The 22,405-nt window shown below is 34.1% G+C and carries 21 protein-coding genes and 2 tRNA genes; 21 read left to right on the top strand and 2 right to left on the bottom strand.

All coding sequences use genetic code 11. The features are described 5' to 3' along the window. Window positions 1–18: 18 nt before the first annotated feature. The 19 genes from PHE88_01075 (at window position 19) to PHE88_00985 (ending at window position 20,094) form a co-directional block, all read left to right on the top strand. A complete protein-coding gene (locus PHE88_01075; GenBank protein ID MDD5686408.1) occupies window positions 19–465 on the top strand; it encodes a hypothetical protein in 447 nt (148 codons plus the stop codon). Then, window positions 426–992 (top strand): LysM peptidoglycan-binding domain-containing protein, encoded by a 567-nt coding sequence (locus PHE88_01070; protein ID MDD5686407.1) that lies wholly within the window; start codon window positions 426–428, stop codon window positions 990–992. Before PHE88_01075 ends, PHE88_01070 begins: the two co-directional genes overlap by 40 nt. 6 nt (window positions 993–998) lie before the next feature. After that, the gene (xseA, locus tag PHE88_01065) at window positions 999–2,687 is read left to right on the top strand and encodes an exodeoxyribonuclease VII large subunit (GenBank protein ID MDD5686406.1); all 1,689 of its coding nucleotides are present in this window, start codon (window positions 999–1,001) and stop codon (window positions 2,685–2,687) included. Between the two features lie 40 nt (window positions 2,688–2,727). Next, the gene (gene xseB / locus PHE88_01060; protein ID MDD5686405.1) at window positions 2,728–2,937 is read left to right on the top strand and encodes an exodeoxyribonuclease VII small subunit; all 210 of its coding nucleotides are present in this window, start codon (window positions 2,728–2,730) and stop codon (window positions 2,935–2,937) included. Further along, complete coding sequence (locus PHE88_01055; protein ID MDD5686404.1) at window positions 2,930–4,321, top strand: glucose-6-phosphate isomerase; 1,392 nt, start codon at window positions 2,930–2,932, stop codon at window positions 4,319–4,321. Before xseB ends, PHE88_01055 begins: the two co-directional genes overlap by 8 nt. Next, a complete protein-coding gene (gene radC / locus PHE88_01050) occupies window positions 4,311–4,967 on the top strand; it encodes a DNA repair protein RadC (GenBank protein MDD5686403.1) in 657 nt (218 codons plus the stop codon). The genes PHE88_01055 and radC overlap by 11 nt, the downstream gene beginning before the upstream one ends. After that, window positions 4,964–5,338, top strand: coding sequence for a VanZ family protein (locus tag PHE88_01045; GenBank protein ID MDD5686402.1), 375 nt, complete (start codon window positions 4,964–4,966; stop codon window positions 5,336–5,338). The genes radC and PHE88_01045 overlap by 4 nt, the downstream gene beginning before the upstream one ends. Then, window positions 5,322–6,173: a tetratricopeptide repeat protein gene (locus tag PHE88_01040; protein MDD5686401.1), complete on the top strand. Its 852-nt coding sequence runs from the start codon at window positions 5,322–5,324 to the stop codon at window positions 6,171–6,173. Before PHE88_01045 ends, PHE88_01040 begins: the two co-directional genes overlap by 17 nt. Window positions 6,174–6,175: 2 nt before the next feature. Beyond that, window positions 6,176–9,130, top strand: coding sequence for an ATP-dependent DNA helicase (locus PHE88_01035; GenBank protein MDD5686400.1), 2,955 nt, complete (start codon window positions 6,176–6,178; stop codon window positions 9,128–9,130). Window positions 9,131–9,171: 41 nt separating this feature from the next. Then, entirely contained in the window at window positions 9,172–11,574 is a 2,403-nt protein-coding gene (locus PHE88_01030) for a hypothetical protein (protein ID MDD5686399.1), read from the top strand. Window positions 11,575–11,671: 97 nt separating this feature from the next. Next, window positions 11,672–12,655, top strand: a complete 984-nt coding sequence (locus PHE88_01025; protein ID MDD5686398.1) for an ABC transporter ATP-binding protein — start codon at window positions 11,672–11,674, stop codon at window positions 12,653–12,655. 2 nt (window positions 12,656–12,657) lie between these two features. Next, window positions 12,658–14,550 carry an ABC transporter permease gene (locus PHE88_01020; GenBank protein MDD5686397.1) on the top strand — a complete coding sequence of 631 codons (1,893 nt, stop codon included), beginning with the start codon at window positions 12,658–12,660 and terminating at the stop codon, window positions 14,548–14,550. Beyond that, window positions 14,540–14,746 carry a hypothetical protein gene (locus PHE88_01015; protein ID MDD5686396.1) on the top strand — a complete coding sequence of 69 codons (207 nt, stop codon included), beginning with the start codon at window positions 14,540–14,542 and terminating at the stop codon, window positions 14,744–14,746. Before PHE88_01020 ends, PHE88_01015 begins: the two co-directional genes overlap by 11 nt. 47 nt (window positions 14,747–14,793) lie before the next feature. Next, complete coding sequence (locus tag PHE88_01010; GenBank protein ID MDD5686395.1) at window positions 14,794–15,879, top strand: DNA recombination protein RmuC; 1,086 nt, start codon at window positions 14,794–14,796, stop codon at window positions 15,877–15,879. A gap of 119 nt (window positions 15,880–15,998) precedes the next feature. After that, window positions 15,999–17,462 (top strand): potassium/proton antiporter, encoded by a 1,464-nt coding sequence (locus tag PHE88_01005; protein ID MDD5686394.1) that lies wholly within the window; start codon window positions 15,999–16,001, stop codon window positions 17,460–17,462. Window positions 17,463–17,592: 130 nt separating this feature from the next. Next, window positions 17,593–18,861, top strand: a complete 1,269-nt coding sequence (locus PHE88_01000) for a Glu/Leu/Phe/Val dehydrogenase (protein ID MDD5686393.1) — start codon at window positions 17,593–17,595, stop codon at window positions 18,859–18,861. A gap of 113 nt (window positions 18,862–18,974) precedes the next feature. Next, a complete protein-coding gene (locus tag PHE88_00995; GenBank protein ID MDD5686392.1) occupies window positions 18,975–19,439 on the top strand; it encodes a phage holin family protein in 465 nt (154 codons plus the stop codon). Window positions 19,440–19,450: 11 nt separating this feature from the next. Next, entirely contained in the window at window positions 19,451–19,876 is a 426-nt protein-coding gene (locus tag PHE88_00990) for an archease (GenBank protein ID MDD5686391.1), read from the top strand. Window positions 19,877–20,018: 142 nt separating this feature from the next. Then, window positions 20,019–20,094, top strand: a tRNA-Glu gene (locus PHE88_00985). A gap of 322 nt (window positions 20,095–20,416) precedes the next feature. Here PHE88_00985 and PHE88_00980 read toward each other — a convergent pair. Further along, a tRNA-Met gene (locus PHE88_00980) sits at window positions 20,417–20,490 on the bottom strand. A 181-nt stretch (window positions 20,491–20,671) separates the two neighbouring features. Continuing rightward, entirely contained in the window at window positions 20,672–21,118 is a 447-nt protein-coding gene (locus PHE88_00975) for a cyclic nucleotide-binding domain-containing protein (protein ID MDD5686390.1), read from the bottom strand. A 102-nt stretch (window positions 21,119–21,220) separates the two neighbouring features. Here PHE88_00975 and PHE88_00970 point away from each other — a divergent pair, with 102 nt between their 5' ends. Continuing rightward, complete coding sequence (locus PHE88_00970; GenBank protein MDD5686389.1) at window positions 21,221–21,712, top strand: nitroreductase family protein; 492 nt, start codon at window positions 21,221–21,223, stop codon at window positions 21,710–21,712. A gap of 8 nt (window positions 21,713–21,720) precedes the next feature. Continuing rightward, window positions 21,721–22,398 carry a Crp/Fnr family transcriptional regulator gene (locus PHE88_00965; GenBank protein MDD5686388.1) on the top strand — a complete coding sequence of 226 codons (678 nt, stop codon included), beginning with the start codon at window positions 21,721–21,723 and terminating at the stop codon, window positions 22,396–22,398. Window positions 22,399–22,405: the final 7 nt, after the last annotated feature.

Below are 22,405 nucleotides of genomic sequence, written 5' to 3'. Positions count from 1 at the left end.
AGGTTGGAGGTGTTTTCGATGAAGTTGGCTTCGCATATTATAATATCTACTTCAGTTTCCACGATTTTATATCTGATTTTTCATTCATATATTGTAGCATTGTCGTCACTATTATTCGGAATATTTATTGACATAGACCATCTTTTTGAATATTTTAATGAATATGGATTTAACTTAAATGTGAAAAGATTTTTTTATGTTGCTGAAGGTTACGCTTTCAAAAAGACATTTTTAATTTTACATAGTTGGGAATTATTGCTGATATTTTCATTTGTTATTTTGTTCACTCCTGTAAGTGAAGTTCTGTGCGGTGTCTTTGTTGCATATATAGTTCATTTGGTTTTTGACCAGATTGGAAACTTAAGCAGACCCTTGAGTTATTCGTTTATTTATAGGTGGAGTAATAATTTTGCTACGGAGAAAATATGGCGTATAGACTTACTCGATTGCAGGCAATCTATTTAATAATTGTATTTTTTATTGTTTTTGGTATCTGTAAGAAATTTTATCGTTCATGGCAGGACTCAAACAGCAATAGAGACGTTATTGTAGAACAACAGTCGCCGGTTGAAGCTAAAGAAGACATTGAAAAAGAGCGGCTGAGAAAAATTGAACAGAACGCTAAACAGCAGATTGCCGTATGCGGAGAAAAAATCAGGCTAAAAAGGCAGCAAGGTGTTGATGTAACACCGGCAGTTGTTGTATTGAAAAAAGCTAAAAATGCATATGACCTTTCTGATTTTGAAAATGCGATTGCATATGCCAGGGAATCATCTAATATTGTAGATGCACTAACATTAACCGTTCTGCCACCGGTTTATGTTGTAAAGAAAGGAGACAATCTTTGGGGTATTTCTAAGAAATACTATAAAAAGGGTTCAAATTGGTATAATATCTGGAAAACCAACAAAGAAAAAATTTCAGATTTTGACAAAATATATCGCGGCCAAAAGATAGTCATTCCAAATACATCTCAAAAAAACCAATCATAATTTAATATGGGCAAAAATAACCAGGATTTATATAACCACTTAGTAACCTGGCGTGATGAAAAGGCAAAAAAAGAAAATATTGCCGCCGGGAAGAAATATTTTATATTTCCAAATTCTACCCTGAAAAATATTGCAGATTCTAATCCAAAAACAATAAATGATTTAACAAAAATTAAAGGTGTAGGTAATAAAAAGCTGGTTCAGTATGGCGATGAAATTATTAGCTTGATAAAAAAGAACCAGGAAAAAACCTCAGAATTCTTGCCTGAAGACACACTTTTTACTCACTTGTCACAGACGAAACCGGGGGATAAACACGTAAAAAGTAACCGCCGGATGTCCTCCGGAGACGTTACTTCGCAGGCATCTCAGTTTCGGGATGCAGGTGCCGCTGATTTTAGCCGGTGGGACTCTATTGAAAAACCGCCGGATAATGTTCTCACGGTAAGCCAGCTGAACGGTCAGATAAAACAAATACTGAATGATTATTTTAGGTCAGGTGTTTGGGTTTGCGGGGAAATTTACAGATATGATTTAGATGTCCAAAAAGCAAATACCCGTTTTTACCGGCAGGTATATTTTGAACTTGTAGAACAAGACCCGGTTACAAAAGAAAGAAAAGCGACAATTTCTGCTGTAATGTGGGGAGATGACAGGAATAAAATTGATGAAAAAATGACAGCACTCGCTACCGGATTAACTCTTAAAGACGGGCTTCAGATAAAAGCAAGATGTTCAGTAGATTTCTATCCGCCGCAAGGTAAGGTGCAAATTCGGGTAACAGATATTGAGCCGGAGTACACTATCGGCAAAATGGCTCTGGAAAGAAAACTTATCCTTGAAAAACTTAAACGTGTAGGACTTTTAGAAAAAAATAAAAAAATAGAAATTCCGCAAGTACCGTTAAATGTAGGTTTAATTACTTCTAACGGCAGTGCCGCCTATAATGATTTTGTAGATGAATTGAATAAATCAGGTTATGCTTTTTCAGTTTATTTATGTGATGCAAAAATGCAGGGAAATGATTTGGAAAGAGAAGTCCGCAGCGCGATTTTTACTTTGAACAGGCATGCTGTTGATGTAATAGCAATTGTAAGGGGCGGCGGTAGTGCCTCGGACCTCATGGGTTTTGATAAAGAAGGTGTTGCTGTTGCAATAGCAAATTCTTCAAAACCGGTTTTAACAGGCATAGGGCATCAAATTGACAAAACCATTGCAGATGAAGTTTCAAACCAGTCATTTAAGACACCAACTGCGACTGCGCAGTTTATAGTTGAAAAAGTTCGTAATTATGAAACAGATACCGAAGATGTTTTAAATCGCATTTTAGAAAGACAAAAAGAAATTCTTATTGACCACATAGAGAACTTAAAAAATATTACAAAAAGTCTAAAATCTGCAACGCTTATATTTACCAAAAATGTTGAAAACAATATTTTTCAGATTAATGAAAAAATCAAATGGGTTCTAAAGAACATCTTTGAAAATAATTTTAAGCAGCTCGAAGAATATGAACGATTCAATAATTCTAAAAATCCGCTTAATATAATGAAAATGGGTTTCGGACTTGTCTATAATTCAGAGGGCAAGATAGTGAAAAGTGTGGAAAATGTTGTTGTCGGAAACAATGTTGAAATTAGATTGCGTGATGGTAACTTAGAAAGCAAAATTATATCAAAACAAGCATTGAAGTAAGTAGTGCGTCCTTAAAGGCACACTACAGGGAGAGGAGGATATGGAAGAAAAAATATCTTATTCAAAGTCTCTGGATGAGTTGGAAAAGATTCTTGCGGAATTGGAGGGCGAAGATGTTGAAATAGATAAACTTGCTGAGAAGGTGAAAAGAGCTACTGAATTGATTAAAGTATTAAGAAATAAGCTCAAAAAAACAGAGGTTGAAGTGAAAGAAATCGTAAAGGAATTTGAGGGGGAAAACAATGGTTAATATTAAGCTTGATTTTTCAAATTGTTTGTCGGATTTGGTTGGAGAACAAGGGATAAATTCGTCCGAATTGCAGGCACTTTACCCGCGATTATCATCTGCACATAATATAATACAGCAGAAAAAGTCAAAAGGCAGTCTTGGATTTATGGAACTGCCGTATAAAAATGATGAAGCAATAAAAATAAAAGATTACGTAAAAAAGCAAAAGTCTAAATTTGATGATTTTGTTGTGATTGGTATTGGCGGTTCCGCGCTGGGCAATATTGCGCTTCAGACCGCGCTTAAACATCCGTACTGGAACCTCTTATCAAAAAAGCAGAGAAAAGATAATCCGCGGCTTTTTGTTCCTGATAATGTTGACCCTGAACTTTTGAAATCGCTTTTGGATGTTTTAAATCTAAAAAGAACTGTATTTAATATAATATCAAAATCAGGAACTACCGCAGAATGTCTCGCCAATTTTTTCATATTAAAAAATGCTTTAATAAAAAAAGTAGGAATGAAAAACTGGCAGAAGCATATTATTATTTCGACCGATGAAAAAAAAGGTTATCTCAGGGAACTTGCCGATAAAGAAAATATTCCTTCTTTTGTGATTCCTGCGAATGTGGGCGGAAGATTTTCCGTGCTTTCTCCGGTAGGGCTTATTTCTGCAGCATTTTGTGGTATAAAAATAGAAGAACTTTTGGCAGGTGCAAGAGATATGGATGAACGGTGCCAGCAGGATATATCCAAAAACCCTGCTGCTATTTATGCCGCAATACAGTATCTTTTATACCAGAAAGGAAAAAAGATAAATGTAATGATGCCATACTCGCAAGCATTAAAAGATGTTTCTGACTGGTTCAGGCAATTATGGGCTGAATCACTGGGTAAGAAGATGAATATCAGAAACGAAGTTGTAAATGTAGGTCCGACACCGGTAAAGGCGCTTGGTGTTACCGACCAGCATTCACAAGTTCAACTTTATATAGAAGGTCCGTATGATAAGGTTATTACGTTTTTATCAGTTGAAAAATACCGGAATAATGCTGTTGTCCCGCCGACAAAAGAAAAACACTATCTTGAAAAACATACGCTTAACGAGCTGATAAAATGCGAAGAAGAAGCAACTCGTGTTGCGCTGACCAAACAAGCAAGACCTAATTGTACTGTAGTTATACCTGAAATTAACGAGCATACAATCGGGCAATTGTTTTATATGTTTGAACTTGCAACGGCGTATATCGGTGAACTTTTTGAAATAAATGCATTTGACCAGCCGGGTGTAGAATTAGGCAAAGTACTTACATACGGACTTATGGGCAGAAGCGGATTTGAAAAAGAAAAGAAAGAGATAGATGAGTTTATGGCAAAAAAAAAGGATTCGCTGAATGTCATTTAATATAGAGAAAGTGGACAGACCCAGGGAAAAATTGGCAAGAACCGGAATTGCGTCACTGAAAGATGAGGAGCTCTTGGCGATAATCTTAGGTACAGGATATAAAGGGAAAAATGTTTTACAACTCTCAAAAGAAATATTGAAAGAATATCCGGCTGACGACTTAATTCGTATCTCACTTTCAAAGTTGAAGCAGATAAAGGGAATTGGACCCGCAAAAGCGTCTTTTATTGCTGCTGCTGTTGAACTTGTTAAGAGAGGGTTTGAAAAAAACGCTATTTCCATAAAAAAGCCGACAGACATACTTCCATATACGCTGGATGTAAGGGATAAGAAAAAGGAACATTTTGTTGTTTTTTATCTGAATGCAAGGAACGAAATATTGAAGCGGGATTTTGTTTCTATAGGTACATTGAACGCTTCGCTTGTTCATCCGAGAGAAGTTTTTAAGCCGGCAATTGAACATTCTGCCGCAAGTGTGATTTTTGTTCATAATCACCCGTCAGGCGACATAACCCCGTCAGAAGACGATATAAAACTTACAAAACGGCTTATTTCTGCCGGTGAAATTTTAGGAATAGAAATCCTGGACCACATAATTGTTTCAAAAAATAATTTTCTCAGCATGAAATCAAAAAATATAATATGAAATATTTCAAATTATGGGTACCTATAATTGTTTGGTGTTATATAATATACTTTTTTTCGGATATTCCAGGACTTGGTACAGGGTTAGGGGTGTGGGATTTGTTTTTGAGAAAAGGTGCACACATTACAGAGTATTTTATTCTGACACTTCTTTTAATAAGGGCTTTCAGAAGGTCATTTAGGATATCGTTTCCTTTAATGGTTTTATTGCCCTCGATATTTTCATTTCTATATGCTTGCAGCGACGAATATCACCAGACATTTATCAAAAACAGATGTGGTACACCCTGGGACGTATTAATTGATACTTTAGGAATTCTTATAGTTGTTTATATTTACATAAAAAAAGGAAATTATGAAATCAAGAATTAAAAAGTTTTTCCTACTGCCTACTTCCTACCTGCTCGCCAAAGGTTTAGTGGTGAGCTGCCTACTTACTGTTTTTCTTGGTTGCAGTGTCGACTATCAGTTTAAAAGAGCGGAAACGTTAAAGGACAATGGTAAATTTTTGGAAGCAGTCAAAAAATATGAGTCAATAGTTGAGAAAAACCCTCAAAGCATCCGCGTTCCTGAAGCATTTTATAACATAGGGAAGATTTACCAGCAGAATTTGGAAAACAATGACGAAGCAAAAATATATTATAAAAGAGTAATTAACGAATATTCTGCCACAGAATGGGCAGTGCAATCAAAAGAATTATTCCTGGAGATTGCTGATTATTTTCCGCTTTTGAAGGGTTTAAAATGGGTTGAAGTTGACTCCGAAACATCAGGTAAATACATGCTGGCAAGAAATGAAATTGTAGCAGAACAGAATAATATTTATGAAATGACAAGGAATCTTTACACGCGTAATAATTTTGTAAGTAGTTTTAGAAAATATTTTAAAAAAATGCCTAATGGTTTATATGAAACAGATAAAAATGGTGAGATATTAACAGCAATATTGTTGTTTCCTCTGGAGGTCAACAAAGAATGGGTTGTCGGGAATATAAAAAATACGATAGTTTCTAAAAAAGAAGAGGTTGAAGTTGCTGCCGGGAAATTTTCAGATTGTATAAAAATAAAAAAACAACTTATTGGAACACCGTCCTGGTCAGTTGAGTATTATGCCCCGGAAGTTGGGAAAATTCTTACCACTCAGTCGTCGGGTTCTGGTGAAAAACGAATTACAGAACTCAAAGAATTTACTGCTAATAACGATTAAAAATGTCTAAAACAGGATTATTTTCTGATAATGTATTTGCCACTCTGAATATAGAGCAGCAAAAAGCGGTTATTCACGGTAAAGGACCGCTTTTGATTGTAGCTGGCGCCGGTACAGGAAAAACAACTGTTATTTCCCATCGTATAGCAAAACTTATTTCACAGAAAAAAGCGAAACCCAATGAAATTTTAGCACTTACTTTTACAGAAAAAGCTGCTGCAGAAATGCAGGATAGAATAGACCTTTTAGTGCCTTATAATTTTGCAGATGTATGGATTTCCACTTTTCATTCTTTTGGGAACAGGGTTTTGGAAGACAATGCGATTTTTTTAGGATTAACAAGCGATTTTAAGGTTATGGCACAACCCCATCAATTGGTATTTTTCAGAGAACATCTCTTTGAGTTTCCGATGAAAATACTCAGACCGCTTGGCAATCCTTTAAAACACATAGAAGCGATTCTTTTTTTGTTTTCTCGTCTAAAAGACGAGGATATTTCACATGAAGAGTATGCAAATTATGTCCAACTTTTAGAGAATGTGGTTAAAAAGAATCCGAACGATAAATCAATAGAAGATGAATTTTTGATTCAAAAAGAATTATCTGAGATTTTCAAAAAGTACGAGGATTTAAAAATACAACATGGTCTTATTGATTTCAGTGACCAGGTATGGTTAGTTCTTAAGCTTTTCAGAAAATACCCTTCTATATTGAAAAAATACCGGAAAAAATTCAAATATATGCTTGTAGATGAGTTCCAGGATACTAATTATTCGCAATTTCAGTTATTAAAGATTTTGTTGAACAGCGAAAAAAACATAACAGTTGTCGGAGATGATGACCAGTCAATATATAAATTTCGTGGTGCTGCAATTTCAAATATTTTAAATTTTAAAAAAGCATATCCTGCTGCAAAACAAGTAGTTCTTACAAAAAATTATCGTTCGATTCAACATATCCTTGATTGTGCATATGCTCTTATAAGATATAATAATCCCGACCGCCTGGAAGTAAAAAATAAAATAAGTAAAAAACTCATATCTGTGCGAGATAATCCTGACAAAACTACCGGAGAAATTACGTCTGCTGTTTTTCATCATCATTTTGATACTATTTCACAGGAATCGGATTTTGTTGCTGAGGAAATTGCTGAAATGGTCAGGACCGGGACTGCTAAAAATAAGTCAGGAACACGTTATAGTGATTTTGCAATTCTTGTTCGTGCAAATTCTGATGCCGACATGTTTATGAAATCATTGAATATGAAAAACATCCCATGGCATTTTTCGGGTGGGAGCGGGCTTTATGCCTGCGAAGAAGTAAAAATACTTATATCTTTTTTAAAAACAGTTTCAAATTTATCTGATAATATTTCACTTTTTCATCTTGCTTCGTCTGAAGTTTATAAAATACCTATGGCAGATTTAACAATCTGTATAAATGAAGCTTCAAAAAAGAAGATTTCGTTATATAAGGTGTTTGTTGGTGCATCCGGTTTAAATGATATAAGTCCTGAAGGAAGACAGATAATCAAAAATATAGTAGATGATATTAAAAAATACATGGAAGCTTCACGCGATTTTTCTACGGGACAAGTGCTTTATAAATTTATAAATGAAACAGGGTGGATTAAAAGACTTACTGAAGCCAAAGATGCTCAATCAGTTGAGAAAGTTTCAAATATCGCAATATTCTTCGATATTATAAAAAATTTTTCGGAAGTTTCAAAACATGATAAACTTCAATTGTTTGTATCGCATCTTACCGCTCTTATTGAAGCCGGGAGCAGTCCTGCAACAGCAGAAGCGGATTTCGATACTGATGCGGTGAATATATTGACAATTCACAAAGCAAAAGGTCTTGAGTTTTCTGTTGTTTTTATGGTTTCACTTGCCCAGGGAAAATTTCCGGTCAATAAAAGGAAAGAACTGATAGAAGTCCCTGATGCTTTAATAAAAGACATTTTACCGTTAGGTGATTTTCATAAGCAGGAAGAACGGCGGCTTTTTTATGTCGGTATGACAAGGGCAAAAGATGAATTGCATCTTACATCTGCAAGTGACTATGGCGGTATCCGTCAAAGAAAAATAAGTCAATTTATATATGAAGCATTGAATTTGGCTCAAACAAAAATTCCTGCTAAAAAACTTCATCCGATTGAAGCAATTAAAAAAAATGATATTGCTGATAAAGCAGACGATAATTTTCAGTTGCCTTTAGAAAGGCAGCTTGTATTAAGTCATTACCAGATTGACGATTATCTTACCTGTCCTTTAAAATACAAATATATTCATATATTGAAAATTCCTGTAATGGCTAACCATTCGATTGTTTATGGCAATGCGATGCATGAAACAATCCAGTTCTATTATAAAAAGAAAATGGAAAATGATTTGGTTAGAGTGGATGAACTTATAAATAAGTTTGAATCAAAATGGGAATCAACAGGTTTTTTGTCACAAGAACACGAAATGCAGCGGTTGGAAGAAGGCAGGGATGCAATAAGAAAGTTTTTTTATAGAGAACAAAAACATAAGATAATTCCAAAATATATTGAAAAAAAATTCAGGTTTAATTTTAAAAGAGATGTTGTTATCGGCAGGTTTGACAGGGTGGATTTAACAAAAAAAGGGACAATTATTATTGATTTCAAAACATCGGAAATATCCGATAAAGAAGAAGCAGATAATCGTGCCGGGAAAAGCACCCAGCTCGCTATTTACGCTTTAGCATGGAAAGAGTTAATGAAGGAATTGCCTTATAAATTAGAGTTACATTTTGTAAATACAGGTGTTACGGGCAGTGTTACCCCGGATGAAGAAATGATGTGCAAGATAGAAGAAATTATTGAAAAAACTGCAAATGGTATAAGAAGTAATAATTTTGAAGCTAATCCGCAGTATTTATCATGTAATTATTGCCCGTTTAATAATATATGTTCATCTGCTCAAATATAGATCACCATTTAAAACCCCATACGAAATCTATACAAATTGCTATGAAAAAAATAATAATATTTGTTGTGTTATTTTTACCCGCAGCAAATAAATGTGCTGCCGAACCTGATACTCTTTTCAATCGAATAATAAATCAGAAAAAAACAAATATAGATATTTCCGAACTAATGCCTTTTTATGAAACATTGTCGGTAGATGAAAAATCCGAACAGTTGCGGGACTGGGCGATGTACGGGCTTGATTCACAATTTTATATTTCATCGAATAAATCAGCAGATGTTTTGCGGGATAGTATACCGATGCGGTATTCATATCTTAAAAATAAAACAAAAAATGATATTTCACCCGGGAGAATAAAGTTCGTTAGTGATAATGATTGTGTGGTTATAGTACAGCAAGACAAAGCAAAAGACAAATCGCTAATAGGAAGTATTATTGATAGAAATACTTTTCAAACAAATTCAATTCCTAAATTTGTACATATATTTGAATATTCTGTTGATTTTTCTTCTAATGTATTAACCGTTTTTTATATTCAAACAGTTCCGGGTAGGCAGATATATTCTCAGGATTATAATTATTATGAGAAAGAAGTGAAAAATATAGATGATTTTAAAGATTTTATTGAAAAAATAGATAATATTACAAAAGTACAATGGGAAGAAAAATACATTATCTTCGGCGGAAGGAAATGCAACGAGAACAACATGTCTGCCCTGTTTCTTGAACATATAGCAGCTTTGTATCAGGCGTACAATATGCCGATAAGCAGCGAAAAAGAAAGACATTATAAAAATGAATATGAATATTTTATAAACCAAAAATATAATGAAATTATCAGTAGCGATAAAAAAATAAGAAAAGATTTGACAACAGGTAAACTTACGAAATCTCAGTTATTGAGCGAAATTAGAAAAAGGATACCATACACTGATCCGTCAAAGGGAGAATCGAATATTGGTTTTTCGCTTGATCCGGGGTTTAATTACATCGGCATGTCAGAGGATTTGCTGAAAATTTCTCAAAAAGACAGTCAATTTATTAATTCGCAACTAATTAATCCGCAAGATACGGAATTTAATGTTTATATTGCTTCTAATATAAATAATATTGTTTCAATTGCCAAAAAAATAAAGGAGCAATCCGGGTTAGAACCGCTTTTGGTTATGCGTAGAAAATTAGACGGGTCTGGTAATCCTGTAGAACGCCGTTTTGACGACTTACTCCAGCATATTGAAATGAGAAATTCGTACCAGCATGCCCGTTACGACGGTATGCTTCAGGGTACTCAAACAGGAATGGTACTATTTTACACTGACCTTACGGCAAAATTAATGGCACTTAATTATGATGATGCAGTTTCAAAGAGTAATGTTACAGGATTTAGAACTATGATAGACATAAAAGTACCGAAACTTTACTGGAGCGATTTTATGAAAATGTCCCAGACACGATTATGGTTTGGTTTGAGACAGGAAAATTTCGAAATATACAGTAATAAATTGTTGTTTAGTCCGACAGCAACACGTGTTTATGCCGCTTCCTCAAATCCGCTTTTTCCCGGAAAAGAGACAAAACCTAATTTTCAGAGCGGTGAGTTTTTGGGCTGGTGGGATTTGCACTATTCTGCTATAGCAGATTATGAACCTCAATACTATAAACTTGACCAAATACAAAAATGGGGTTGTATTTTTACGGTATTAAAAGTAAAGAATTCGCATTTATTGGATTTTTTGTTCCAGGTGCAGGTTTCACGTAATTTAGATTTTGAAACCTGGTATAAAAACACCGATTACTTAAAGAACAAATCAAATATTCCTTTTATAGATAAGAATAAATATAACCGGAAAACCGAATGTCTGGAGTTGATAAGTTCCCGTAATTATATGCTTATGGGACAAAATTTCTTTTTGTATGGCGGTGTTTCTCTTGCTTCAAGAAAAGATATTATTGATAAGCTGTCACCAAAAAAGGAAATAAAAAAACATGTAGAAAAATCAGGCTTAAAAGTTGATAAAACAACGTTAAATCAGGCAAAACCTGGATTAAATTACAAATCTGACAATAAAAATTATGGTAATTTTTATGCTGAAAAACAAAAAGATGGAATAAAGTTAAAATGGAATAAAGGCGAAGATATAATATTAAATGATTTTATCGATGCTCTTGTATCTATACAGCAAAAAAAAGCGGCAGGATATAAAGATGAAAGTATTTTCCTTTCACTGGCGAACATAGAAAAAGTCATTCAAATTGAAAAATGGAGTAAGTATCTGATTAAAAGTAAAGGCATAAAAAATAAATGGATTTATCTGAACATTAATAGACCGGATAAAACTTATGATTATCCGGTAAAAGCTTCGGGATATGAGCCGGACTCGGATATTTTTTATGCCAGACTACTTACAGAAGACCAGAAGGACAAACTTATTTTAAACAAATAATTTAAAAATATAGTAAAAAATGTAAAATAATGTATAATCAGGCTGATTAAAACTCTGTGAATCTCTATTTGAAAGAATTAGTAAAAAGGAAAAAAGCATGTCAAACGAACCTATATTAAAAGTTGAAAATATATCAAAATCCTTCGGGGAAAAAAATGTATTGAAAAATTTGAGTCTTGAAGTTTATGAAAATGATATTTTTGGCATTATTGGAATGTCAGGTGCCGGGAAAACGACATTGCTGCATACCATTATCGGATACTATTTTCCTGAAGAGGGTGATATATTATTTCAAACAAGTAATAATGGGAAAAACCAGTTTAAATCTATCTTCAAACATCATAAAGAGATTAAAATGTTTACCGGTTTTGCACCACAAACTCCGTCTTTCTATCCTAAGTTAACGGCATATGAAAATCTTAATCACTATGGCGCATTATACGGATTGTCTAAGGAGAAAAGGAAAAATAACATTAAGCACCTTCTCGAACTTACCGATCTTGAAGAGGCAACGAACAGGCAGATGCAATTTATGTCCGGGGGGATGCAGAAGCGCCTTGGAATAGCATGTGCATTGGTTCATAACCCAAAGCTGCTTATTCTCGATGAGCCTACAGCCGACCTTGACCCGATATTAAGGAACCAGATATGGGACTTGATTAAAAAGATAGTATCAGAGGGAACAACGGTCATGATTGCTTCACATTTTTTAGTGGAAATAGAAAATTATTGTACAAAAATCAATGTCCTGTATGATAAGCAGATTAAAGAAATCGGAGCAATTGTAGAATTGAAAGAACATTATAAAGATAAAGAGACCATAATCATTGAAATAAATCCGGGAAACTATGATGCCGTTATAGATGAATTAAAAAAACATGTTCTTCCAATAGAATCAATTGTCAAGCGCAGTAACTGCCTGACCATAGTTACCGAAGAGTCAGAAGAGGTATTACATACTTTATTTCACGCACTTGAAATAACTAAAGAAAAGCTGGTAAAAATCGATATTAAACGGCAAGATCTTAATGACTTGTTCAAATTCCTGAATAAAAAGATATCCGAACACAAAAGAGCCTGAAAATGAATAATTTATTCCGGTTAATTATAAAGAATTTTAAACTATTAATACGTTCCCGTTCATCGGCGTTAATTGTTATTGCCGGTCCTGTGCTCATTATTTTATTTGTAGGACTTGCATTCAACACAAAAAATATTTCCAACATTAAAATAGGAATATATGCACAACAGTATAATACCGATATAGAAGGAATTGTAAAAGAATTAGTCAATAAAAAATTTAAAATTATTAAAATAGAATCTGAGGAAATGTGTGTCTATGAAATAAAAAATGGGGCGGTAAATGCGTGCATAATATTTCCGCCCAATATGAGTTTTACCGATATAAAACAGAAAAGCGAAATAACGTTTTATGTTGACAACTCGAAAATCAATCTCGTTTATATGATTTTGGATGTAATCTCAGCACAGATAAAAACTACGTCGGTTGCTATTAGTAAAGATATAACAGGTATAATTCTCAAAAAGATAGAGTTATCAAGGACAGAACTTTTAAAGCAGGATTCTTCGTTGGACAGGCTTCTTAGGGTTAATGCAGCTCAACATGAGACAGCAGATAATGTGGAAACATCAATAGCTCGCATTTATACTAAGTTTTCAGAAGATACGTTAAAAACAAAGAAAATTGAATGGAATACGACTCTTGTGCAGGATACCAATAACCGCTTTGTTAAATATTCATTTCCATTAATTGATGAAATTATTAAAACGCAATCTGATGTTAAACAAAAGATTCTGGATTTTGAAAATAAATTTAAGGATTTGGATAGCAAGCGGCAGGAAGGAATCAGAAATAAAGAATCGGAAAATCCTGGCACAACTACGCAGGATGACGAAACATATGTCGAGTTAAAGGATAACATAAATCAATTAGTACAAGATTTTAATAACCTGGACCAGACGTTACAATCCGATATGAAAAGTTTTAATAATAATTTACCCAAAATGACTGGTATTAATAAGAAAGCGACTAAGAATATAATTGATTTAATAAAAACTGCGAGGAAATCAATTGCTGAGTTAAGAGATAAAATATTTTCGGCAGGAAATAAAACAGACCGGATTATCGATTTATTGGATGAATCAAAAAAACAAATAAGTGATATTAAAATATCGTTAGATAGTGTGAATAATGGACTTAAAATGTTCGATGTTTCTGACGCAGAAAATATTACAAGTCCGATAGTTACAGTCATAAAACCGGTATCACGGGAAGATACTTATTTGAACTATCTTTTACCCAGCCTGATTGTTCTTGTTATTATGTTCATTAGTATTTTACTTTCCTGTATACTTGTAATGCTTGAGAAACACTCGCCTGCATATTTCAGGAATTTTATAGTACCGGTCAATAATTTTACATTTATTTTAGCGACCTTCCTTTCATCGCTTATAGTTATTATTATACAAGTATCTATCATTCTCGTCATTTCGTCTAATTTCTTCCAGGCAAAAATTATTGAAAATATATTTAATATTGTACCTGTGATTCTTCTGGTCAGCATCGTATTTATATTGATCGGCATGCTTGTCGGTTATGTGTTTACGTCGGAGGAAACCAGTACGCTTGCTGCTATTTCAATCGGCAGTGTATTCCTGTTTGTTTCTGACCTTATTTTGCCTATTGAAAGTATGCCTGAATACTTTGTTAAAATTGCAAAATTCAATCCCTTCGTTATGGGGCAGGTGATTCTGAAAAAAACTATTCTTTTTCAATCGGGTTTAAATACATTAAGATTTGAAATTACAACGTTGTCAATATATGCAATTCTCATGTTTGTTTTCATTTATCTTATGCAGCTGTTTTTGCGCAATACATTTTTGCGCAGTTTTGTGTATAAATTTGTAAAAAAGCTTAGCAGAAACCATACCGGAGATAACTTAGATGTTAAATAAAGAAACCAAATATTCATTGTACTTTGTTGCAATATTTATCATAGCGGCTTTTATATTTGTATTGTGGATGTTTTCTAAATCGGAAAAACTTTTAAATAAAAATATTGAAATAAAAAAAGAGACAGTTGAAACCGAGAAAGAAACCAATAAACTGCTAAAAGAACTGCTGAACGAATTAAGAAAGAGAAATAAATAATATTACCGGATTATTGAAATATTATTTTATTTGGGTATAATTCAATTATGAATATGATTGTAGTTATCGCTATTGTTGCAGCAATTGCAGTATTTATATTTTTTAACTTAAAGAAAACATCTTCACCTGATACTAATTCAAGCTTACTTATTCAGCAGGAAATAGATGCTTTGAGAAAACAAGTATCAGAAACCCTTACCGGTAATACAGGACTTATTAATCAGCAGATAGCAGCACTAACCGAGCAGGTAAACAAACAGCTTTCATCTGTTGCAAACCAGCTGCTTAATTCACAGAAAACTGTCGGTGAGAGAATAGATAGCGCTACAAAAGTTGTCAATGATGTAAATAAAAGCATCGGGCAGCTTTCAGAAGCGACAAAGCGGGTTTTTGAAGTCGGGCAGGATATAGCTTCGCTTCAGGAAATATTAAGGGCGCCCAAATTGAGGGGGATTATAGGTGAATTTTTTCTTGGTGATTTGCTGTCACAAATTCTTCCGCCAAAATATTATGCGCTGCAGCATCAGTTTAAATCCGGCGAAAAAGTGGATGCAATAATACATCTCGGACAAAAACTTGTACCGGTTGATTCTAAGTTTCCTCTTGAAAATTTCAGAAAAATGATAGAAATATCTACTGAAAAAGAAAAGAGCCAGGCACGGAAAAAATTTGCCGGTGATGTGAAAAAACATGTTGATGCAATTTCGTCAAAATACATTTTGCCGGATGAGGGTACTTTTGATTTCGCACTTATGTATATACCCGCTGAAAATGTTTATTACGAGATGATAATAAAAGATGAAAGCGGTGAACAAGATTCTATTTCCACGTATGCTCTTCAGAAAAAGGTTATACCGGTATCGCCGAATTCTTTTTATGCTTATTTACAGGCGATTGTTTTAGGACTTCGCGGGATGGAGATAGAAGAAAAAGCAAAAAAAATAATGGAAACACTCTCGCGATTGACGGGCGATTTTGGGAAGTTCAGGGAAGATTTTGAGGTATTAGGCGGGCATATTGCGAAAACTTCAGGTAAGTTTGATGAGACAGCCAAAAAATTAGAAAAATTCGGAGATAAACTTCTCTCTGTCGAACATCATGAAAAAAAAGTTATTGGGGAAGGTCCCAAATAATTTAGCGAATAGTAATTTAAAAAATGTAATTACCGACCTCATTCTTAAATCTTGAATCTTGAATCTTAAATCCTAATGAACAAATGAACATGTGAACACGTGAACGTAAGAACGATTTTATGTTATCATTAGAAATTATATTAATAGGTATTTCAGGTCTTCTCATTATCAGTATTATAGCAAGCAAGGCTTCCAGCAGGCTTGGTGTACCTTCGCTTCTGTTTTTTTTAGTTATTGGCATGTTAGCGGGTTCTGAGGGGATAGACGGTAGATACTTCAGTAATCCTCAGATTGCTCAATATATCGGAATAGTGGCGTTGATATTTATACTATTCCTGGGCGGATTGGAAACAGAATGGAAAAATGTTCGTACAATACTGTTTGAAGGATTAGCACTTTCTACGATAGGAATTCTTATTACAGCTTTATTGGTGGCATGTTTTACGGTTTTAGTACTCAAATTTTCTATTTTTGAAGGATTATTGCTTGGTTCCATAGTATCATCTACAGATGCTGCTGCAATATTTTCCATATTAAGGTCAAGAAAAATAAGTCTTACGGGTAAATTAAGACCGTTATTAGAATTTGAATCAGGAAGTAACGACCCCATGGCAGTTTTTCTTACTGTAAGTTTTATCGGTTTTATTATAAAGACAGATAATTCTATAACCAATATGTTCCTTATGTTTGTTTTACAAATGGGGTTGGGAACGCTTTTGGGATATGTTTTTGGAAAAGGGATTGTTTTTTTTGTTAATAAAATAAAACTTGAATATGACGGATTATATCCTGTTTTAACTATGGCAATGGTTTTACTGACATATGCTGTAGTTAATGCATTGAAGGGAAGCGGATTCCTTGCCATTTACATTGTAGGTTTAATTATGGGGAACAGTAATATAGTACAAAAAAGGAACTTAATACATTTTCATAACGGTTTAGCGTGGCTTATGCAAATTACTATGTTTCTTACCTTAGGTCTTCTTGTATTTCCGACAAAAGTAATATCAATAACCGGCATAGGATTGATTGTTTCAATGTTTTTAATGTTCCTCGCTCGACCAATAAGCGTGTTTATTACCATGGCGCCGACATCCTTCAATTTCAGGGAAAAAATATTGATTTCCTGGGTAGGTTTGCGGGGTTCAGTACCGATTATACTGGCGACTTTTTCACTTATTGCAGGAATAGCAAAAGCAGATATGATTTTTAATATTGTTTTCTTTATTGTCCTGACTTCAATACTTTTACAGGGAACTTCTATTCCTTTTATGGCAAAATTACTAAAAGTAGATATTCCTTTTAAAAATAAAAAGAAATATCCGTTGGAATTTGAATATACTGACGACTTGGATACGAGAATGATTGATTTTATAGTTCCGTATAACTCATGGATGATAGATAAACCTGTTTCAGAAATAGGATTACCGCAGGACAGTCTTATAACTCTTATTGCAAGAAATGAGAAATTTATAGTACCAAGCGGTCAAACTAAAGTTGAGTCAGAAGATGTCCTGCTGGTTCTTGTAAATAATAATAATTCAAAAGAAATATTGGATTTACTGGGTCATCAGAAAAAGTAAGTATTACTTGATTTTTAATGTTATTTTGATAGAATAAACTTAGTTGTTACAATATAATAAATTTGTAGCTGCAAAGCGAAGCTTTGCTTGTTTATAAGGTGTATTTAAAGGAGATGTTTGGAGGACTAAAATGGCTAAATATAACCCGTGGGAAATGGCTTGCCAGCAGTTGGACATTGTAGCTAAAAGAATCAATCTTGATAAAAGTGTTCATGAAAAACTTCGACAATGCAAGCGTTCTTTAATTGTTTCCGTTCCTATACGTATGGATAATGGTTTAGTACAGGTTTTTGAAGGTTATCGTGTTCAGCATAATCTTGTAAGAGGTCCTGCCAAGGGCGGTATTAGGTATCATCCGGGTGTGACTTTTGATGAAGTGAAAGCGCTTGCCATGTGGATGACCTGGAAATGCGCTGTTGTCGGGATTCCGTATGGCGGTGCAAAAGGTGGAATCATATGCGACCCGACTAAAATGTCCCTTAATGAACTCGAAAAACTTACTCGGAGATATACGGCTGAAATTTCAATAATTATAGGTCCGGAAAAGGATATTCCGGCTCCGGATGTCGGTACGAATCCACAAGTCATGGCATGGATAATGGATACCTATTCAATGAATGTCGGTTATTCTGCCCCGGGTGTTGTTACCGGCAAACCAATTGACATTGGCGGAAGCGAAGGTCGTCTTACTGCAACCGGTCAGGGAGTCATGATAGTGGTAAGAGAAACGCTTAAACATTTGAAAATGTCACCCAAAGATTGTACAGTTGCGATTCAGGGTTTTGGAAATGTCGGTAGTGCTACCGCAGAATTTTTGCATGAAATTGGTTGTAAAATTGTCGGTGTTACTGATGTTTCCGGCGGATTATTTAACAAAAAAGGAATAGATATTCCTAAATTACTGGAATATGTTAAAAATAATCCCAAAAAAACAATAGAAGGATTTGGTGAAGGTGATATGATTAAAGATAGTAAGAAAGCAAATGAGGAACTTTTCAATCTGGATGTTGATATCCTATCGCCATGTGCCTTGGAAAATCAGATAACAAAAGAAAATGCACCGAATATAAAAGCAAAGATTATCGCAGAAGGTGCAAATGGTCCGACTACGCCTGAGGCAGACGAGATTTTACAGAAAAAAGGTGTATTTGTTTTACCTGATATTCTTGCTAATGCCGGTGGAGTAACAATTTCATATTTTGAATGGGTACAGGGTTTACAATCGCATTTTTGGGATTTGGAAAGCATCAACAAAGAACTTGCAAGAATTATGACAAAAAGTTTTAAAGATGTTATAAAAATCGCTGAAAGAGAAAAATGTGATATGCGTCTCGCATCATATATTCTTGCAGTAAGCAGAGTCGCAACAGCCTCAAAATTGAGAGGCGTTTTCCCGTAAAAATTTGTAATCCGTCAACGGTTCAGTGGCGGATACCCGCCTAATATGTCTGTCAGCAGGCAGGTTGAAAATACCATTGATGGGGATTTATTTCTTACCCTCAATTTATAATTATGAAAAATGTTTTAATAAAGTTAATTGTTAATATAATTTCTTTTACATTCGTGGTTAAATTAGTTTCCGGTATTCAGGTAGACAATTGGAAGACAGTCATTATTGTCGGAATTGTCCTTACTTTTGTAAACGCTTTTCTGAAACCGTCCATTCTTTTATTCACACTCCCATTAAATATACTTTCTTTAGGACTTTTCACTTTTGTAATTAATGGTTTTATGTTCTATATAGTTTCTAAAATTGTTAAGGGATTTTATGTCGTAAATTTTTGGAATGCTGTAATCGGCGCCCTGATTTTCAGTATTACTGGCGCAATTCTGAATATATTTATCAGCCCCTCCCATGGCAAAGTAAAATTTGGTTTTCACAGACCTGCTGATTTTCGTAAAAATAAATATCATGATGTAATTGATGTTGAAGCAAAGGAAGAGAATAGGCAACAAGGTTTAGAAAAACAGGGATAGAGTTAATAAATATGGGAAATAAACATAAAATTATAAATGACGCATCATGTTTGAAAGTAGTTGTTTACGGGAAGAACATGAAAGAATTGTTTGAAAATGCTGCCTTTACCTTGTGTTCTCTTATTGCCAAACCTGATGCTGACAGTATAAGGAAACCGATGAAAATAACAGCAACTGCTAACAATACAGAAGACCTGCTGATGAACTTCTTAAAAGAGTTGCTTCATTATTATTCCGTAAGGAAAATATTATTATGCAGTTTCAGGGTTATGTCGCTTACGGAGAATAAAGTCCATGCAAAACTTACCGGTGAGAATATCGGCAGGCATCATTCTATTATTAACGACATAAAATCGGCTAGATATGAAGATATAAAAATAAGCAAAACAAGAACAGGCTACAAAACCCACATAGTTTTTGATGTCCCTGCTATTTGATTATTTTTAATTAATTTTGTAAAATTTAGTGAAGTAATGTTCGCGATAGGTGTGGTTCTTTTGTAAAACTGAGTTCTGAATTCTTAGTTCATAATTTTTGAATCTTGATTCTTACTTCTTATTTCTTTCTTCTGTTTTTAAAGCCGCTATCGTCTAGACTGGCTCAGGACATCGCCCTCTCAAGGCGGAGATCATGGGTTCAAATCCCATTAGCGGCATAAAAAAACCCCTGTAATTACAGGGGTGTAACATCCCGCCGGCTTTTTTCAAGCAAAAAAACAAATCAATTTCCTGTTGTTAAAAGATACAGATTAAGGTTTGTAGTAAGGACATCTACCTCTGAAGCCGTCATTACAAATCTCCCTTTTTTTGTTAAGGGAAGATTTTTTTTTACAGAAATACAACATACAACTGACGCCTTCTTCAAGTAAACAATAGGCACAATCGGAACCCATCCTTCTTATAGGTGCCGGTGCTTTCAAGTCCTTACTGTTACCTTCGGACGATTGCATAGAAATATTATAATTCATAGCTTTTAATTTGCGGGGGTAGGATTTGAACCTACGACCTCCAGGTTATGGGCCTGACGAGCTACCGGGCTGCTCTACCCCGCGCATGTAGTATAACAGAAAGTTAAAATTATGTCAAGTGTTTTGTTGTTCTTCACCAAATATCCCGTCAAGTGAAACTTGGCGGGAATAAAGAAAAGAATAACCCACACGGCTAATTTTGCCGAAGGCAAAACCGTGTTGGGTCATCTGCTATTTTTAAGGAAATTTACTTAGGGGTACTGCCTTAGAATTGTCCGTAAAGCCTTGTTGTTGTTCGTCGGAGCCGTTTAGAAATGATTTTTAACATTATTTGGAATATCTTGGAAGCCATTTCAGAATTTTTCTTTTTTAACTCATCGAATTTTTCTTTGGTAATTGCTAAAAGCACTGTGGAGTCAAGTGCTGATGCGTAAGCAGAACGCGGTTGAGTATCATATAACGAAAGTTCACCAAAAATATCTCCTTGTTTCATAAGTGCAATTGTTTCTTCTGTGTCTGTTTCGGTAATGTATATTCTGACCAGACCTTCCTTAATAAGGTAAAGACGGTCACCTAATTCACCTTGTTTGAATATAATATCATCCTTTTTAAAGTTTTCAATACTAAGTATATTTGCAAATTCTTTTTGTTCTATTTCAGTTAAAAAAGAAAAATAAATATGATTTTTTAGAAAATCCAAGATATCATCCATAACTAAATGATATGAAAAATATTGATTTTTGTCAAGTGCCTTGTATTTCTTTAATTATTTTTATATAATAAAATAGCTTAAAAAATAGTTTAAGGTGTCGATATGGATACTATTGAATGTATAAAGACAAGAAGAAGTAAAAGGAAATTCTCTTCAGGGGAAGTGAAAAAAAATATTATCGAACAAATAGTAGACTGTGGTAGGCTTGCACCGACAGCAGTTAATGTTCAGCCATGTGAATTCATAGTTGTTACTAATAAAGAAAAGCTGAAGGAGTTTTCCGAGATTGCTGTTAACGGTCCTTTTATAAAAGATGCTTCTTTTTGCATAATTGTTTTTTCAAAAGATGTAAAATATTATTTAGAAGATGGCTGTGCAGCAACTGAAAATATTTTACTGGCAATAAATTCTTATGGACTTTCCGCCTGTTGGGTAGCAGGTGACAAAAAGGATTATGCTGAAAATGTGGCAAAATATTTAAATGTACCTTCAGGATATAAACTCATTTCTATAATACCCGTCGGTTATTCCAAAGAAGAGCCGAAAATTCAAAAAAGAAACTTAAAAGATGTTATACATTGGGAAAAATTTTAATCCATTTTATGAAAGACCATTTTAAAGAAATTACGTTGTTTTCTCACTTTCCGGCTGCTGCATTAAAAAAAGTCAGTAAAATATTTAAAATTAAAAAATATTCCGCAGATTCAATCATTTTTTCGGAAAATACGAAAGGTGATAGCATTTATATAATTCTATCTGGCTTGGTAAAAATTTTCAGGTCATCTGAAAGCAGCTCTGCAAAAAAAACGTTAGCCATTCTGAAAAAAAATGAGTTTTTTGGTGAAATGGCTTTGTTTGACCATGCTGGCCGTTCTGCTTCGGCAAGAGCAATAACAAATGTCGAAGTTTTTGCCTGCGAAAGAAACAATTTTTTAAAACTGCTTTCAGAATATCCCCAGTCATCCCTTGTTATAATTTCACTGCTTGCCTCGCGTTTAAGGAAAGCAAACAGAGAAATATCTTCATTAACATTCCAGAATGCTCTCGGCCGTTTCGCTATGGTTCTATGTGATTTAGCGGAAGACCACGGTACAAAAATACGGGGTGGTATTTTGATTAATATGGATTTAACACATCAGGATTTAGCGGAAATGACAGGAACTGCAAGAGAAGTTATTACAAAAATAATAACAACTTTTAAAAAGACGAAATGCATTAAATTTGAAGGTAAACAGATAATTATAACCAATCTTAAAAAAATAAAAGGTTGGATATATTGAAGTTACA

This window comes from Elusimicrobiota bacterium (assembly GCA_028718185.1).
Classification (GTDB): domain Bacteria; phylum Elusimicrobiota; class UBA8919; order UBA8919; family UBA8919; genus JAQUMH01.
Note: the sequence above shows the minus strand (reverse complement) of the source record. Positions and strands in the feature narration are given on the sequence as shown.

What these genes read in the sequence shown, in the direction of transcription:
- PHE88_01075 (MDD5686408.1), top strand. Translation starts at nt 19, where the DNA reads ATGAAGTTGGCTTCGCATATTATAATATCTACTTCAGTTTCCACGATT.
- PHE88_01070 (MDD5686407.1), top strand. Translation starts at nt 426, where the DNA reads ATGGCGTATAGACTTACTCGATTGCAGGCAATCTATTTAATAATTGTA.
- xseA (MDD5686406.1), top strand. Translation starts at nt 999, where the DNA reads ATGGGCAAAAATAACCAGGATTTATATAACCACTTAGTAACCTGGCGT.
- xseB (MDD5686405.1), top strand. Translation starts at nt 2,728, where the DNA reads ATGGAAGAAAAAATATCTTATTCAAAGTCTCTGGATGAGTTGGAAAAG.
- PHE88_01055 (MDD5686404.1), top strand. Translation starts at nt 2,930, where the DNA reads ATGGTTAATATTAAGCTTGATTTTTCAAATTGTTTGTCGGATTTGGTT.
- radC (MDD5686403.1), top strand. Translation starts at nt 4,311, where the DNA reads ATGTCATTTAATATAGAGAAAGTGGACAGACCCAGGGAAAAATTGGCA.
- PHE88_01045 (MDD5686402.1), top strand. Translation starts at nt 4,964, where the DNA reads ATGAAATATTTCAAATTATGGGTACCTATAATTGTTTGGTGTTATATA.
- PHE88_01040 (MDD5686401.1), top strand. Translation starts at nt 5,322, where the DNA reads ATGAAATCAAGAATTAAAAAGTTTTTCCTACTGCCTACTTCCTACCTG.
- PHE88_01035 (MDD5686400.1), top strand. Translation starts at nt 6,176, where the DNA reads ATGTCTAAAACAGGATTATTTTCTGATAATGTATTTGCCACTCTGAAT.
- PHE88_01030 (MDD5686399.1), top strand. Translation starts at nt 9,172, where the DNA reads ATGAAAAAAATAATAATATTTGTTGTGTTATTTTTACCCGCAGCAAAT.
- PHE88_01025 (MDD5686398.1), top strand. Translation starts at nt 11,672, where the DNA reads ATGTCAAACGAACCTATATTAAAAGTTGAAAATATATCAAAATCCTTC.
- PHE88_01020 (MDD5686397.1), top strand. Translation starts at nt 12,658, where the DNA reads ATGAATAATTTATTCCGGTTAATTATAAAGAATTTTAAACTATTAATA.
- PHE88_01015 (MDD5686396.1), top strand. Translation starts at nt 14,540, where the DNA reads ATGTTAAATAAAGAAACCAAATATTCATTGTACTTTGTTGCAATATTT.
- PHE88_01010 (MDD5686395.1), top strand. Translation starts at nt 14,794, where the DNA reads ATGAATATGATTGTAGTTATCGCTATTGTTGCAGCAATTGCAGTATTT.
- PHE88_01005 (MDD5686394.1), top strand. Translation starts at nt 15,999, where the DNA reads ATGTTATCATTAGAAATTATATTAATAGGTATTTCAGGTCTTCTCATT.
- PHE88_01000 (MDD5686393.1), top strand. Translation starts at nt 17,593, where the DNA reads ATGGCTAAATATAACCCGTGGGAAATGGCTTGCCAGCAGTTGGACATT.
- PHE88_00995 (MDD5686392.1), top strand. Translation starts at nt 18,975, where the DNA reads ATGAAAAATGTTTTAATAAAGTTAATTGTTAATATAATTTCTTTTACA.
- PHE88_00990 (MDD5686391.1), top strand. Translation starts at nt 19,451, where the DNA reads ATGGGAAATAAACATAAAATTATAAATGACGCATCATGTTTGAAAGTA.
- PHE88_00975 (MDD5686390.1), bottom strand. Translation starts at nt 21,118, where the DNA reads ATGGATGATATCTTGGATTTTCTAAAAAATCATATTTATTTTTCTTTT.
- PHE88_00970 (MDD5686389.1), top strand. Translation starts at nt 21,221, where the DNA reads ATGGATACTATTGAATGTATAAAGACAAGAAGAAGTAAAAGGAAATTC.
- PHE88_00965 (MDD5686388.1), top strand. Translation starts at nt 21,721, where the DNA reads ATGAAAGACCATTTTAAAGAAATTACGTTGTTTTCTCACTTTCCGGCT.